A 13,614-nucleotide genomic window follows, 5' to 3' on the forward strand; every position below is an offset into this window, starting at 1 on the left:
GTGAGGCCCAGGAGCCTCATCAGACGACTCCTGGACTACCTGAGGTCCGCGAGGAGGGAGGTTAAAATAGGAATCTACGGGGCCCCCAACGTCGGCAAGACGACCCTGGCCAACCGGATCGCGGAGGACTGGGGCGCGGAGCGGTTCGGTGAGGTCTCCGAGATCCCGCACGAGACGCGCCGCTCCGTCCGGCGCCGGGTGCGCATCGAGCTGGGATCGTCCCGAGTCGACTTCGAGATCGTGGACACGCCGGGCGTCACCACGAAGGTGGACTACCGGAAGTTCCTCAAGTACGGGTTGGACGTGAAGGAGGCCAAGCAGCGGGCCAAGGAGGCCACCAAGGGCGTGGTGGAGGCCATCCGACTGCTCAAGACCATCGACGGCGCGCTCGTGGTAATCGACTCCACCCGGGAGCCGCTCACCCAGGTGAACGTGACGCTGATTGGAAACCTGGAGGCGAATGAGGTGCCGTTCATCGTGGTGGCGAACAAAATAGACTTAAAAGAGGCCGATCCGGGCGCCGTGGAGGACGCCTTCTCGGACTACCCCGTCGTTAAGGTTTCCGCCAAGACCGGAGAGAACATGGAAGACCTCTACAAGGCGATGATCAGGGAGTTCACGGGTTGACGGAGGGAGAGATCAAGGTCGAGGTCATGGCCCGATCGGCGCTAAAAGGCATGTCCAGGTCGGAACTCATCGAGTACGTGATACGCCGGGCGAAGGACGGTGCGGTGATCGTCTTCGAGGGCCAACTCAACCCGGATCTACTCACCGAGATCATCCAGCGTACGATGGAGGAGGTGGACCTGGAGGAGTTTACGGGGATCGATATCTACGTGGTCCCACCGAAGCGGGCGGCCCGACGATCCGGTAGAGGGCTGATGAAAAGGCTCCTGGGGAAGCGCTCCGAGGAGGGAATGACCGTCATCTCGCCGGCGAACGTGCTCAAAGATCTGGAGAAGGGAGAGGACTTCATCACGCTAAAACTAGGGTGACGGAGGCATGCCACACCGGTGCTTTAAATGCGGTAGAACGTTTGACAAGCTGAGCGATGAATTGATTAAAAGAGGGTGCCCGAACTGCGGGTGTAGGTTGTTCCAGCGCATTCCTGAGGACGATAATCATGACCCTGCCGCCATAGTGGTGGAGCGGGATGGGGTGTACAAGATCAACATTGATAACATAGACGATGTTGTCACCGTGTACAAATCTGGTAGATACTTCATCCTGCTACCACCCGCGGACGGGCGGGGACGGAGGGGTTGAAGGCTACGGAGGACCCAGAAACCAGAGTTAAACTGCTGAGGTCCGCCGCCGTATCATATGAGAAAATGGACGAGGAAATGAACTCGTACTGTGCCATATTAGGGGACCCTGAGGATATCGAAGAGGCCCTCTACGAGACGATGAGATTCTCGAAATTTGAAATTGTGGATAATCGTGAGGTTAAGACTAAGTACGGGGTCACCGTGTGGAGGTACGGCGTCACCCTAATACGGTCCACCTCCGAGATCACCTCGTTAATCAGCCGCGTGGCGACCAAGTCCGAGCTGCTGTCCTTGGTTTTCGAGGAAGGTGATGGAAATTACGTCGTCGCCGGGCCGGACTCCGTCCTCAAGAGCGTGATGTCGCGGGCCAGGAGCCGGATGAAGATTAAGGTTAACAAGAGGAGGAGAGGGCCCGCATTCATCGAGACCTCGATGATCTTCTTTGACGTGATGCCGCGCCCCATTAGGAACATTATAAGCGTGTTTCTGGGGGTTGAGGAGGAGACGTTCAGCATCATGGTCCTGCAGGTGGAGGATCCCGAGGAGTTTCGAAAGATCGCGAACGATCGTGGCGTTTACGTCCACGAGATTCCGGGCACCGAGGAGGGGTAGGGGAGCTCGACCTTGCCGTTCTGGAGGAGGAAGAAGCGCGAGGAGAGTGAGGAGGAAGAGGAGGAGCGCGGCGAGGAGACCGAGGAGCGCGAGGAGGAGTCCATCTCCGAGGAGCTGGAGAGGGAGGAAGAGGTCGAGATCTACGGAGATTACGCGGCCCTCGGCATCGATCTGGGTACCATGAACACGGTGGTGGCGCGCCCCTCGGAGGAGGAGTTCCAGGTCAAACAGTTCCCCTCCGTGGTGGCCGTCAAGAAGGGTACGAATAAGGTGCTGGCCATCGGCGAGGAAGCCCGCAAAATGCTCGGCCGCACCCCGGAGGACATCGTGGCCGTCCGGCCCCTCCGGCACGGAGTCATCGAGTCCATGGAGTACGCCAAGTTCATCGTCCAGTACGCGATCGAGGTCGGTTCAAACAACAACCCGGAGGAGATCGAGCGGGTCGCCGTGGGCGTCCCGGGTGACGCCTCCGAGGTGGAGCGACGCGCGATCAAGGAGGCGACCGTCGAGGTCGGGATCGAGGAGGACAACGTGATCATCATCCAGGAGGCCCTCGCGGCGGCCATCGGCGCCGGCCTACCCATTGCCGAGCCCACGGGCACGATGGTGATCGACATCGGCGCCGGTTCCACCGACATCGCGGTCATCTCGCTGGGCGGCATCACGGACCAGGAGACCATGCGCGTGGGCGGCGACGACATCGACCAGAACATCGTCGAGCTCGTCGAGGAGGAATACGGGGTCCGGATTGGCATCCACGAGGCCGAGCGGGCCAAGATCGAGGTGGGTCGCGTGTTCTCCGAGACCGAGGACTTCGAGGACAAGGAGATCGAGGTCGTGGGCAAGGACGTCGAGACGAACAAGCCCAAGGAGATCACGATCGACTCGGAGTTGGTGGCCAAGGCCGCCGAGCCCGTCGTGCAGGAGATCATCCGCGCCATCCGAAGGATCCTGGATCGGCTGCCCGCGGAGCTGGTCCCGGGCGTGTACGACAACACGGTCATGGTGGGCGGCACGTCCCTGATGCCGGGCATGCAGGCGCGCATCGAGGAGGAGACGGACATCCCGGCCGAGCTGGCGGACGATCCGATGACGGTGGTCGCCAAGGGCGCGGCGATCGTCGCGGCCGAGCCGAGAACGCTGGAACCGGAGGTCCGGCTGAGAGCGTTGAAGTAACGGGACCCCCGGCGTTGAGGCTCCGGTACGACCTGCACACGCACACCGTCTACTCCGACGGCCACGGCACCCCGTTCGAGAACGCGGCCGCCGCCGAGGAAAGAGGCCTCGAGGCGGTGGCGCTCACTGACCACGGGCCCGCCTCACCGGAGGGGCTCACCGACCGCTCCTTCCGACGCCTCCGCTCCGAGGCGAAGGAGGCGGAACGACAGCTCTCGGTGAAGGTCTACGTTGGGATCGAGTCCAACATCGTCTCCCCCACCGGCGAGATCGACGCCACCCCGGCGATGCTCGAGCAGGCCGACCTCGTCCTAGGCGCCGTGCACCACCCGCACCTCCTCACCCCCAACCCGATCGGAACGGAGGAGGTACGCCGGGTCATCGTCCAATCCACCCTCCGCTGCATCGAGCGCGGTGAGGTGCACATCATCGCCCACCCGGTCTGGATACTGGAGGAACTCGGCCACCGCATCACCGCCCGGGAGGCCGAGGAACTCGCCCACGCCGCGGCCGACCACAACGTCGGCCTGGAGCTGAACGCCCGCCACCTCCCGCGGGACTTCACCCTGTACCAGATCGCCGTCCGGGTGGGCGCCCCCATCACCTTCGGTTCCGACGCCCACGCACCCGAGGAGGTGGGACGGTTCAAGCCGCTGATCCGGATCGCCAGAAAGCTCGGCGTCGAGCCCCACGAGACGGACCCGAGGGAGCTGGGCATCCTGTGAGGACCCTCGACCTGAACTGGGAACGGATCAAGCTCGAGCTGGAGCGGTCGGAGGACCCGAGCGAGCTCCCCCGACGCCTCCCGCCGCGCGAGGCCGCCGTCGCCCTCCCCTACACCGGCTGCCGGAACCCGGGCGAGCTCCTCCGGCGAGACCCCAACGTCGGCACCGACCCGCTCGTCACCGCGCTGCTGACCATCCACACCAAGGTGGCCGCCAAGGTGGAGGAGTGGGCCCCGCTAGCGTGCCCCGACGTGCGGGCCGCCGAGGAGCTCACCGGCGAGCACGTGGCGCGCGCCAAGGCCCGATTCCTGTCGGATCGAGCGGGCGGCCGGGAGTGCCTCGACCTCTGCGCCGGCATCGGCGGCGACACCCTCGCCCTCTCCCGGCACTACCACGTCACCTCCGTCGAGCTTGAGGGGCCCCGAGCCCGCGCCCTGCGCACGAACGCCCGCCTTCACGCGCCCAAGGACGTCCAGGTCGTTGAGGGCGACGCGACCCGGACACCGCCCGACGCGGACGTCGCCCACGCGGACCCGGGCCGGCGCGGCGCCCGACGGCCCGAGGAGACGAGTCCCCCGGCCACCGAGCTCCGCGAACTCCTCGACGGCCTGCCGCACCTGATCGAGGTGCCCCCGGCAACCCCGGCCCGACCCGGCACCGCGGTGTTCAGCCGGGCCCGAGAGGTGCGCGCGGTATGCTGGACGAACCTGACCGACGGAACCGCCGCGATCGTATCCGAGACGCGCGCGGTCCTTGAGGGAGACCCGGAGACTCCCCGGAGATCCCCGAAACCGGACCGCGTCGCCTACATCATCGAGCAGGACCCGGCCGTGCGCAAGGCCCGTTTATCGACGCTGCTCGCGGAGGAGCTGGACGCGTACCCGACCCTCACCCCGGGCCGGGAGTCCCTGCTGGCCACCACCGGGGCGCCCCCGGAGGACCCGCCCGACCACGTGATCCGCGTGGTCAAGGTGGGGGAGGAGGGCGAGGGACCCCCGATCGTGCGGTCCATCGGGGTGCGGCTGGGGAGAAGGGACGTGACCCGGCTACGGAAAAGCTATGAGAGGTACGACGTGGTCTACGTGACGAGGGCAGGGACGTTCCCGGGACGGATCGTCCACGAGAGGGGGTTCTAGGAGGGACCCGTGATGAGCGCGTGGCCCACGGCGCTAAAGGCCCTGACCCCGCTCGCGGGCGCCTCACTGGCCCTCCTGGCGATCGGCAGGCTGGGCGATCGAAGCCACTTCATCGTGCTCCGGACCCTCGGCCTGATGGGACTGCTCTTCTCCGTCCTGGCGGGAGTCACCGCTTTCCTGACCAAGAGCGTGCTCGTCGGGGCCGCGGTGGGGCTGACCTGGGCGGCCATCTCGTACCTGATAAGCGACAAGCTCGTGCTGCTGAGCATGGGGGCGGTGAGCGAGGAGGAGTTCCGAGCGCTGAGACCGGAACTGTCCGACCGGCTACTCCGGGTTCGGAAGCTCGTCGACGAGCTGGCGGCCCGGGCCGGGATCGAACGACCCAGGCTCGTGGTCGTGCCCGAGGAGACCGGCCTGGGCGCCCTGCCCAACGCCTTCGCCGTGGGCCGCCGATCCCGCCCGGTGATTGGGGTCACGGAGGGGCTGTTGAGGCTGCTGGATGACCGCGAGATCCGAGGCGTGCTCGGGCACGAGGTCTCGCACGTGCGGAACCGGGACACGCTGATCATGACGATCGCGGCCGCGATCGGCACGACGCTCTCCTACGCGCTGGACCCGTTCATCAACGCGGTCCTGGACTCCGACGAGGACTGGCTGACGCTGATCCTGCTCGGCTTCGTCACCTCCATCGTCGTCACCGTGATCGTGGCCGCCATCAGCCGTACGCGCGAGTACCTCGCGGACGAGGGGAGCGCGCGCCTGACCGGGGACCCGCTCGGGCTCGCGCGGGCCCTGGCCAAGATCGAGGAGGCCGTGAGGGGCGCCCCGATCCGGGCGGAGACGACGGCGGAGGCGGCCACCGCCCACCTCTGGATCCGCAACCCGTTCCGCGGCGGGATGCTGGCGCGACTGTTCAGCACACACCCGCCCACGGAGAAGCGCATCGAGCGGCTCAAGCGCCTCGCCGAAGGGCCGCGCTGACGATCGCCCGCGCGTCCTCCACGTACCGGCGCACGGACAGCGGGTCCCACGGGTCCACCTCACGCGCCGCCCGCACCAGCTCCTCCCGCACCTTACGCGCCCGGCGACTCACGGGCTCCACCCGGGGCACCGACACCCGCTCACCCAGCCGCTCCACGGCCATGCGCACGGGCTCCAGCACCAGCGACCGCTCCAGGTCCGTCAGGAAGTCCCGGGGCACCATCCTCCGAACCAGCCGCAGTCCCATCTCCACCCTACGACCGACCGAGCCCGGGATGAACTTCAGCACCAGCTCCTCCGCCCCGCACTCGAGCGGCAGCGACAGGGCGCGGAGGGGCGGCACGCGGCCCGGCAGCACGCCCCGCTCGGCCTGGAGCGCGTGCGCCAGCTCGTGGGCCAACGACAGCTTTACGGAGGTCAGGTCGCCCTCGGCCGGCAGCGTGATCACCACCGTACCGCCGGAGACGATCGTCCTCGGCCCCTCCAACCGCCTCCGGCAGCTGACCAGCGTGACCCGAGCCTCGGGCTTCAGCCCCTCCGGCAGCTCCCGGAACGCCGTCAGCACCTTGCACCGCTCGCGCTCCGGGTACAGCAGCACCACCTTCAGCACGGGCGTACGCGCACGCCCCGCCGCGCCAGGAACTCCTTCACCTCACGGATCGAATACTCCCCGTAGTGGAAGATCGAGGCGGCCAGCGCCGCGTCCGCCCCGGCCTCCTCGAACACCTCCAGCATGTGCCTCGGGTGACCGCAGCCCCCCGAGGCGATGACGGGCACGTTCACCGCCCGGCACACGGCCCTCGTCAGCTCCAGGTCGTACCCCTCCTTGGTCCCGTCCGCGTCGATGCTCGTGAGCAGGATCTCCCCCGCACCCAGCTCCTCCACCCGCTTGGCCCAGCTGATCGCGTCCAGATCCGTCGGCTCCCGACCCCCGCGCACGTACACCCGGAACCAGTACTCGCGATCCCCATCCCGGAACACGTGATCCGCCAGGTGCTCGTTCTCATCCGTCAACGGCTCCCGCTTCGCGTCGATCGCCACGACTACGCACTGACTCCCGAACACGTCCGCGGCCTCGGAAACGAGCTCCGGATTCTCGACCGCGGCCGTGTTCACGGAGACCTTATCCGCGCCCGCCGCCAGCGCCTCGCGGAAGTGCTCGAGCTCGGAGATCCCACCCCCCACGGTCATCGGGATGAACACGGACTCCGCCGTCCGCCGAACCACGTCCACCATCAGCCGGCGACCCTCGGGCGAGGCGGAGATGTCCAGGAACACGATCTCGTCCGCGCCCTCCCGGTAGTAGTACTCCGCCAACTCCGCCGGATCGCCCGCGTCCCGCAGCCCGCGGAACCTGACCCCCTTCACCACCCGACCGTCCTTGACGTCCAGGCACGGGATAATCCGGCGGGCCACCGTCAACGCGTCTCCGCCCACACACCCCGGTTCCTCCTCATCGGGGAACTCGGCGTGGGGTAGCCTCGTCATCGACCTGGGGGTGATCGGGGTGGAATTCAGGCTGCTCCTGGAATCCATCGAAAAATACCTTTTGGTCGTGCGCCGGATGGTCGACGCCGGCATCCCGAAACGCCGCGCCCTAAAGGCCGCCCAGCGGACCTGGGGGCTCAGTCGGCGGGAGGTGCAGGCCCTCTACCGGATCGTCTGGCCCCGACTGGAGTCCCTCGCTCGCGCGGGCAAGCGGGCCCCCACCGAGCTCCTCCGGGGCCACGACCTCCTCGTCGACGGTTACAACGTGCTCGTCGGGCTGGCGGCCCTGGACCGCGGCGAGGCGGTCCTCTGCGACGACGGCGTCGTCCGGGACCTCCGAATGTCACCCCGGCTGGAGGAGGACGAGGTGGACGCGGCGCTGGAGCGACTGTCCGAGTACCTCCGGCACGTACGGCCCGCCTCGGTCCGGATCCTGTTCGACGCCCCGGTCAGCGGCAGCGGCGAGCTCGCGGCCACCGTCGAGCGGTACCTGCGGGAGGAGCTGAACGCGCCCGTGAAGGCAGCGGCGGTCAAGGGAGTGGACGAGAAACTGGTAAAGCTCCCCGGCGTCCCCGTCACCTCCGACTCCGGCATCATCGATCGGACGTCCACGTACCACGACGCGGTCCGAGAGGTGGCCGCGCTGCGCGGGGAGGACGTCTGGCACCCGCCTCGCCTGCCGGAGACCGGGTTCGTCCGGGCCCCCGTCCCGGAGGGATGATGATCACGGGACCGGGATCGAGGCGTGGCGCCGATGAGAAGAAGCGGCCACACCTGATCGGGGACCCCCGAATGAAGGGGAAGTGCCTGTCCCCGCGGATGGAGGACTACCTAGAGGCCATCTACGTACTCTCCCGCTCCCGGGGAGGGGAGGTGAGGATCTCGGAGCTCAGCGAGTTCCTCGGGGTGTCCAAGCCCACCGCCCTGGAGATGGTCCGGAGGATGGAATCCCTAGGCCTCGTCGAGTACTCCGACGGCTCGATCCGACTCCGCGAGAAGGGAAGGCGGATCGGACGCAACGTGTGGAGCCGACACGTGATCATCTCCGAGTTCCTACGGTTCCTAGGCGTCGACCCCGAGACCGCGGAGCGTGACGCCTGCGCCATGGAACACTGCCTGGACGAGCGGTCCTTCCGCCGCCTGGTCAGGCTCTTCAAGCTGCTGAAGGAGAGGTCCAAGGACAGCGAGGACGTGCGACGCATCATCGAGGAGGTGCGGCGCTCATGAAGGTGAGGAGGAAAACGCTCAAGCAGGGGCTGAAAAAGCTCCGCTCCCTCGTGCGGATCAAGATCGAGCTGGCGGAGGACCACGGGACCCGGGAGGTGGACGTGCGACCGCTCCCGGTCGTACGGGACTACTACGGGGTGGACATCCGGACCGTGGAGGAGGCGCGAGAGTTCTACGAGCGCGAGCTGATCCGGATGCACCGGGTGGGTACCGAGGAGGTTCCGAAGGTGGTGTTCAGCGCGTTCGACGTGATCGAGGGGGTCAAGCACGAGTTCGAGCCGAGGAAGTTCATGTATCAGGGGTGCGAGGTGGACCGCATGGAAGGCCTCAAACTTGATATCATGACCGACGAGCCTCGGGCCGGTGCCGCCTACGTCGGGGAGCCTCCGGAGGGCGTGGACGAGGGACTGTGGGCGGGGCGGGTCGTGTCGGTGATTTCAAGGCTGCTGCCGGAGTGCGTCAGGGCGGGCAAGATCGACCGGTGCTCCGACGTCGAAGGGTTCGACGTCCGCGTGGGGAGATTCACGCTGCTGAACTACGTCACCGCCGCGGCGTTCGACGCGGCCGGGGCTACCGTTTCGACCGCTTGGACCCCTTCTCACCCTCCTTAACGATGAAGTAATGGTCGAACGGGTCCCGGCTGGACACGCGATAGTCCCGTGGGATCTCCCCCTCGCGCTTACCCTTCTTCTCGATCATCAGCCTCACCCCCACCCCCTTCGTTTAACATACCTGAGGCGGTCTAGGTCTAGTTAAAAGTTTTGGATAATCGGGTCGCAACGGGTCCGAAAGCATTAAATACCCGTGACCGGTCGTTGGGGGACGGGAGGCAGGGCCGTGGGGTAGCGGTCTATCCTGCGGGGCTTTGGACCCCGCGACCCCGGTTCAAATCCGGGCGGCCCTACCACCGCGAATCGTTACGAACTTCATAACAATGGGGACGCGACGTTGAGCGTTCTCTCCCTCATCTGCGCGCTGAACGCCCTGGCCGTCGTAGGGTTCGCGTCCCTCGCGTGGTTCTCGCTCCGGTACGGGATGCCGGGGTGGATCCTGGCGATGACCGTAGCGCCCGGAATGATGGGTTCGGTCCTCGTGGACGCGGTCATGCTCCGGATTGGGTTCTACAGGGTCCCGTGGGAGACCGCGCTCGCGTTGGTCGCGTACGGGGTGGCGTGGTGGTGGGGCCGGCCCGGGCCATCCGGCCCGGGGTCCCGTTAGGGTTCCCCCGGGCCCTCATCGGCCGGGGGCGTTAGTCCTGGCGCTTCTTGACCCGGATCTTGACCTGCTCCAGCGTGTGGGCCGCGCACGACAGTCAGATGTCGTAGCTCCGGATGATCATCTCGAGGTAGTTTAGCACGTCCTTCTTCTCGGCCATCGGCTCGACCCCCCTCGGGCCTATTCGGCGAGTTTGACGAGCTCGTCCTCGAGCTTCTTCGCGGCGTCGCGCAGGGCCATCTCGATCGCGGGTACGTTGTGCGTGGTGGCCACGATCAGGTTGGCCTCGGTGACGCGGCCCTCCTCGTCCGTCTTGTAGTGGTGGATCAGCGTGCCGCGCGGGGCCTCCACGATGCCGACCCCGTCCCCCTCCTGCGGCTCGTAGTCCTCCTTGCACTCGTCCTCCTCCGTGATCACGTCGTCCTCGAGCAGCATCTTGGCCTCCTCGCACGCCGCCACGAGCTCGATCACCCGGGCCCAGTTGATCGTGAGCGAGTAATTCACGCACCCCCCGAACTCGTCCACGTACTCCTCGTAGAGCTCCTGGGCCCGGTCCGTCTTCATCTCCTCGCACACGTTCAGCCGGGCGCCCGGCCCGACGCGGTAGATCCCGTCCGGGTACCCGACCTCCTTCAGGTACGGGTGCTTGACGTACGAGTACTCGATGGACCGCTCGGCGATCACGTCCAGGTACTCGTCCGGCTGGAACCGCGTGAACTCGTTGCCCTCCGGGTCCACGACGCGGACCTCACCGTCGTAGAACTCGTGCCGGTTCCCGTCCGCCACGAGGCCCATGTGGTACGTCTCGATGTTACCCAGCGTCTCCAGCAGGTCGAGGTCGTGCTTCTCCCGGTACTCCTCCAGCGTCTCCCGGATGGCCTCGATCCCGGCCTGGGCACCCTCGTAGGCCCTCTCCACCATCTCCTCCGCCCGGTTGAGGAGCTCGTCCCGGTCCTCCTCGTCCACGGGCGCGGAGACCCCGCCCGGAATGCCGGCGACCGGGTGGATCGCCTTGCCTCCCGTCGCCTCGACGATGTCCTGACCGAACCTGCGGAGCTCGATCGCGATCTTACCGAGCTCCGGGTTCTCCTTCGCGATCTGGACCACGTTCCGCTGCAGCGGGTCGGCGTCCGGGCCGATCACGTAGTCCGGGGCGGCCAGGAAGTAGAAGTGCAGGGCGTGGCTGTGGATCATGTTGCCCAGGTGCATCAGCCAGCGGATCTTGTGACCGCCCTCGGGCGGCTCGACGTCGAAGCACCCGTCCACGGCCTTGCACGCGGCCAGGTGGTGCGCGGTCTGGCAGATCCCGCAGATGCGGGACACGATGTACGGGACCTCCTCCGCCGGCCGGCCCTGGACGAACTTCTCGAAGCCGCGGACGGCCAGGACGGCGAACTTGACGTCCTTGACCTCGCCGCCCTCCACCTCGATGATCACCTCTCCGTGTCCCTCCACCCTCGTCAGAGGGTGAATCTTGATCTCGGACACCCTACTTACCCCCGATCACGTCCCGGTGTCCCTTCAGGATGGAGGACGCCAGGGAGAACATGTAGAGTCGTCCGGGCAGGTCCACGAGGCCCTCCAGGAGCTCCTCCACGTCCACGTCCGCCTCGAACGACACGGAGGCGAGCGCGTCCAGGAACGCGGCGCCCTGGTCCGCGGCCTCCTCCGTGGGACCGTTGCAGCCGCGGCACGGCAGTCCTCGGGACGGGCACGCCGCCCCGCACCCGGCCCGGGTCGCCGGGCCCAGGCACGGGTACCCCTGCTCCAGGAGGCACTTGTCCGGGTCCGGCCTCCCCTGACCGGTCCGGAACTTGATCTCCTCGATGGGTTTGTCCTCCTTCTCCCGGGGGCACTCCTCGCAGAGGTTGGTCCTCGGGAGCTCCGGCTCCCGGTCCTCCAGCAGCGCCGCCACGATCTCCGCGATGGCGTCCGGCTTGGGCGGGCACCCCGGGACCATGTAGTCGACGTCGATGACCTCGCCGAGCGGCCTCACGTACTCGAAGAGCTCCGGGACGACCTCGCTGGGAACATCGCCCTCGTCGTCGGTGCTGTAAGACTCCTCGTACACCCACTTGAGCAGCTCCTCCCGGTCGTACAGGTTGGCCAGCCCGTGCACGCCCCCGAAGCACGCGCACGTGCCCACGGCCACGACGACCTCGGCGGCCTCCCGGAGCTCCTCCGCCACCTCCAGGTCCTCCTCGTTCCGGATGCTCCCCTCGATGAGGGCGACGTCGACCTCCTCGGGGATCTCCTTCTGATCCAGCACCACGTAACAGTACTGGAGATCGATGGCGTCCTCCAGGAGGTCAAGCAGCCGCTCGTGCAGGTCCAGCAGCGACACGTGACAGCCCACGCAGGAAGACAGCTGCGCGGTCGCGACGGTGGCCTTGCCCATGGAGAACGCGTCCCCGGGCGGTCCGACGCGCTGAATTTAATACGCGGACGGCATTAAAATTCCTGATGATGCCCATCATCGAACCGGGGGGACGGGCGATAGCCCACGTGCACCTGCCGGACGGCATGATCCCGCTGCGCTGGTGCGCCCTCTGCTACGCCCTCGCGGGCTCCGTCGTCGCCCTGGGGATCTATAAGATGCCGCGCGAGCGGCTCGTCCCGGCCGGGCTCCTCGCCGGCCTCTCCTTCGCGCTGATGCAGGTGCCCGTCCTGCACGCTCATATTAACCTCACAGGGTTGATCGGTATCCTGATGGGACCGCTGGCCTCGGCCCCGATCGTCTTCCTGGTCAACCTGGCGTGCGGGCTGCTCGGACACGGTGGAATCACCCTGGTGGGGCTAAACACGCTGCTGAACTGGTCCGAGTGCGCGGGCGCGTGGGCCCTGTACCGGGCTCTTCGGGGCGCGATCGGGGCCAGACTCGCCGCCGGGATCGCCACCTTCACGGTCCTGTCCACCACGGCCCTCGTCGCCGCGCTCATCGTCGCGCGGGCCGTCGGCCGGTCCCCTTACTACTTCCTGATCACCCTCACGCCAAGCTGGATCCTAACGGCGGCGATCGAGGCCCCGATCACGGCCTCGGCCGTGGCCGCGCTGGAGAGGATGACGCCGGAGTGGGTGCGCTGAGCGTTGCGTGCGGGGGAGATCCTGGAGTGGTCGCTCACCGCGAACACCGCGCTCCATCGGGTGGACCCGGCGACCAAGCTGGGCTGCCTGTCCGCCACCCTCCTGGCCCTGCTGCTGGTGCGGGACCCGTGGGGAGCGCTGCTGCTGTCCCTACCGTACCTGATCGGCGCGCTCGCTGCCCGGGTACCCTGGGGCTCCATGGCGCGCCTCTCGGTCGTCCCGCTCGGTTTCCTCGGGGCGATCCTCGCGCTAATGCTTCCCACCGGCGTACCCGCGCGCGAGGTCGCCCTCTACGCGGCCCGCGGGTTCACCGCGCTGCTGGCGACGCTGCTCGTCGCCTTCACCACCCCGTTCAACTCCCTGTGGTCCTCGATCGCGAGCCTGATGCCCGGACGCCTGGCGGAGATGGCGCTGCTGTTTCACCGGTCCCTGTACGGGATGATCGACGACCTGAACGGTCTTCTGAGGGCGGCCCGGATGCGGGGGGCCCGGCCCGGACCCCGCCTGATCGGGGTGCTCGTGGCTACCCTGCTCGCCCGGAGTCACGAGTCCGCGCGGAGGCTGATGGCGAGCCTGGAGGTGCGGGGGGCCCGCGGGAGGGTGCGCCCGCTCCGTCGCCCGCGCCCGTCCCGGGAGGACGCGGCGTGGACGCTGCTCACGCTGCTCTCGATCGCGCTCGCGCTCCTAAGGGGGGTGTGACGG

At 67.3% G+C, this 13,614-nt stretch carries 19 protein-coding genes and 1 tRNA gene; 15 read left to right on the top strand and 5 right to left on the bottom strand.

Going from position 1 to position 13,614, the window contains the following annotated elements; all coding sequences use genetic code 11:
• The 8 genes from ACXJJV_RS01245 (at position 1) to ACXJJV_RS01280 (ending at position 5,898) form a co-directional block, all read left to right on the top strand.
• Complete coding sequence (locus tag ACXJJV_RS01245) at positions 1–627, top strand: Era-like GTP-binding protein (RefSeq protein WP_456466350.1); 627 nt, start codon at positions 1–3, stop codon at positions 625–627.
• On the top strand, positions 624–995 hold the full coding sequence (locus ACXJJV_RS01250) for an OapB/ArvB family protein (RefSeq protein ID WP_456466351.1): 372 nt from the start codon (positions 624–626) through the stop codon (positions 993–995). Before ACXJJV_RS01245 ends, ACXJJV_RS01250 begins: the two co-directional genes overlap by 4 nt.
• Before the next feature lie 7 nt (positions 996–1,002).
• The gene (locus tag ACXJJV_RS01255) at positions 1,003–1,266 is read left to right on the top strand and encodes an OapC/ArvC family zinc-ribbon domain-containing protein (RefSeq protein WP_456466352.1); all 264 of its coding nucleotides are present in this window, start codon (positions 1,003–1,005) and stop codon (positions 1,264–1,266) included.
• Complete coding sequence (locus ACXJJV_RS01260; RefSeq protein WP_456466353.1) at positions 1,263–1,880, top strand: hypothetical protein; 618 nt, start codon at positions 1,263–1,265, stop codon at positions 1,878–1,880. Before ACXJJV_RS01255 ends, ACXJJV_RS01260 begins: the two co-directional genes overlap by 4 nt.
• A gap of 102 nt (positions 1,881–1,982) precedes the next feature.
• Positions 1,983–3,056, top strand: a complete 1,074-nt coding sequence (locus ACXJJV_RS01265) for a rod shape-determining protein (protein ID WP_456466425.1) — start codon at positions 1,983–1,985, stop codon at positions 3,054–3,056.
• 14 nt (positions 3,057–3,070) lie between these two features.
• Positions 3,071–3,781, top strand: a complete 711-nt coding sequence (locus ACXJJV_RS01270; protein WP_456466354.1) for a PHP domain-containing protein — start codon at positions 3,071–3,073, stop codon at positions 3,779–3,781.
• Positions 3,778–4,917, top strand: a complete 1,140-nt coding sequence (locus ACXJJV_RS01275; protein WP_456466355.1) for an RsmD family RNA methyltransferase — start codon at positions 3,778–3,780, stop codon at positions 4,915–4,917. The genes ACXJJV_RS01270 and ACXJJV_RS01275 overlap by 4 nt, the downstream gene beginning before the upstream one ends.
• A 12-nt stretch (positions 4,918–4,929) precedes the next feature.
• Entirely contained in the window at positions 4,930–5,898 is a 969-nt protein-coding gene (locus ACXJJV_RS01280; protein WP_456466356.1) for a M48 family metalloprotease, read from the top strand.
• Here the strand turns inward: ACXJJV_RS01280 and ACXJJV_RS01285 are convergent.
• Positions 5,870–6,508, bottom strand: coding sequence for a hypothetical protein (locus ACXJJV_RS01285; RefSeq protein ID WP_456466357.1), 639 nt, complete (start codon positions 6,506–6,508; stop codon positions 5,870–5,872). The two genes, ACXJJV_RS01280 and ACXJJV_RS01285, sit on opposite strands and share 29 nt — an antisense overlap.
• On the bottom strand, positions 6,502–7,320 hold the full coding sequence (gene hisF, locus ACXJJV_RS01290) for an imidazole glycerol phosphate synthase subunit HisF (protein ID WP_456466358.1): 819 nt from the start codon (positions 7,318–7,320) through the stop codon (positions 6,502–6,504). Before hisF ends, ACXJJV_RS01285 begins: the two co-directional genes overlap by 7 nt.
• Before the next feature lie 85 nt (positions 7,321–7,405).
• Between hisF and ACXJJV_RS01295 the strand changes: the two genes are divergently transcribed.
• The 3 genes from ACXJJV_RS01295 to ACXJJV_RS01305 all read left to right on the top strand — a co-directional run bounded on the left by ACXJJV_RS01295 (position 7,406) and on the right by ACXJJV_RS01305 (position 9,224).
• Complete coding sequence (locus tag ACXJJV_RS01295; protein ID WP_456466359.1) at positions 7,406–8,107, top strand: DUF5616 domain-containing protein; 702 nt, start codon at positions 7,406–7,408, stop codon at positions 8,105–8,107.
• Positions 8,108–8,178: 71 nt separating this feature from the next.
• The gene (locus ACXJJV_RS01300; RefSeq protein ID WP_456466360.1) at positions 8,179–8,613 is read left to right on the top strand and encodes a metal-dependent transcriptional regulator; all 435 of its coding nucleotides are present in this window, start codon (positions 8,179–8,181) and stop codon (positions 8,611–8,613) included.
• The gene (locus ACXJJV_RS01305) at positions 8,610–9,224 is read left to right on the top strand and encodes a hypothetical protein (RefSeq protein ID WP_456466361.1); all 615 of its coding nucleotides are present in this window, start codon (positions 8,610–8,612) and stop codon (positions 9,222–9,224) included. The genes ACXJJV_RS01300 and ACXJJV_RS01305 overlap by 4 nt, the downstream gene beginning before the upstream one ends.
• On the opposite strand, the gene ACXJJV_RS01310 is transcribed toward ACXJJV_RS01305, so the two are convergent.
• Positions 9,184–9,312: a hypothetical protein gene (locus ACXJJV_RS01310; RefSeq protein ID WP_456466362.1), complete on the bottom strand. Its 129-nt coding sequence runs from the start codon at positions 9,310–9,312 to the stop codon at positions 9,184–9,186. The two genes, ACXJJV_RS01305 and ACXJJV_RS01310, sit on opposite strands and share 41 nt — an antisense overlap.
• Positions 9,313–9,444: 132 nt before the next feature.
• On the opposite strand from ACXJJV_RS01310, the gene ACXJJV_RS01315 reads away from it, so the two are divergent.
• Both ACXJJV_RS01315 and ACXJJV_RS01320 read left to right on the top strand, forming a co-directional pair.
• A tRNA-Gln gene (locus ACXJJV_RS01315) sits at positions 9,445–9,520 on the top strand.
• Between the two features lie 41 nt (positions 9,521–9,561).
• Positions 9,562–9,831: a hypothetical protein gene (locus ACXJJV_RS01320; RefSeq protein ID WP_456466363.1), complete on the top strand. Its 270-nt coding sequence runs from the start codon at positions 9,562–9,564 to the stop codon at positions 9,829–9,831.
• A 177-nt stretch (positions 9,832–10,008) separates the two neighbouring features.
• Here ACXJJV_RS01320 and ACXJJV_RS01325 read toward each other — a convergent pair whose 3' ends face one another.
• Both ACXJJV_RS01325 and ACXJJV_RS01330 read right to left on the bottom strand, forming a co-directional pair.
• Positions 10,009–11,316, bottom strand: coding sequence for a Ni/Fe hydrogenase subunit alpha (locus tag ACXJJV_RS01325; RefSeq protein ID WP_456466364.1), 1,308 nt, complete (start codon positions 11,314–11,316; stop codon positions 10,009–10,011).
• Position 11,317: 1 nt separating this feature from the next.
• Positions 11,318–12,226 (bottom strand): NADH-quinone oxidoreductase subunit B family protein, encoded by a 909-nt coding sequence (locus ACXJJV_RS01330; RefSeq protein WP_456466365.1) that lies wholly within the window; start codon positions 12,224–12,226, stop codon positions 11,318–11,320.
• Positions 12,227–12,333: 107 nt separating this feature from the next.
• Here ACXJJV_RS01330 and ACXJJV_RS01335 point away from each other — a divergent pair, with 107 nt between their 5' ends.
• Positions 12,334–12,912, top strand: a complete 579-nt coding sequence (locus tag ACXJJV_RS01335; RefSeq protein WP_456466366.1) for an energy-coupling factor ABC transporter permease — start codon at positions 12,334–12,336, stop codon at positions 12,910–12,912.
• Between the two features lie 3 nt (positions 12,913–12,915).
• Positions 12,916–13,611 (top strand): CbiQ family ECF transporter T component, encoded by a 696-nt coding sequence (locus ACXJJV_RS01340; protein ID WP_456466367.1) that lies wholly within the window; start codon positions 12,916–12,918, stop codon positions 13,609–13,611.
• Positions 13,612–13,614 lie beyond the last annotated feature (3 nt).

The sequence above is a fragment of the Methanopyrus sp. genome (assembly GCF_053997775.1).

Coding starts and splice junctions, on each gene's coding strand:
- ACXJJV_RS01255 (WP_456466352.1), top strand. CDS start 1,003: ATGCCACACCGGTGCTTTAAATGCGGTAGAACGTTTGACAAGCTGAGC.
- ACXJJV_RS01280 (WP_456466356.1), top strand. CDS start 4,930: ATGAGCGCGTGGCCCACGGCGCTAAAGGCCCTGACCCCGCTCGCGGGC.
- ACXJJV_RS01300 (WP_456466360.1), top strand. CDS start 8,179: ATGAAGGGGAAGTGCCTGTCCCCGCGGATGGAGGACTACCTAGAGGCC.
- ACXJJV_RS01305 (WP_456466361.1), top strand. CDS start 8,610: ATGAAGGTGAGGAGGAAAACGCTCAAGCAGGGGCTGAAAAAGCTCCGC.
- ACXJJV_RS01310 (WP_456466362.1), bottom strand. CDS start 9,312: ATGATCGAGAAGAAGGGTAAGCGCGAGGGGGAGATCCCACGGGACTAT.
- ACXJJV_RS01330 (WP_456466365.1), bottom strand. CDS start 12,226: ATGGGCAAGGCCACCGTCGCGACCGCGCAGCTGTCTTCCTGCGTGGGC.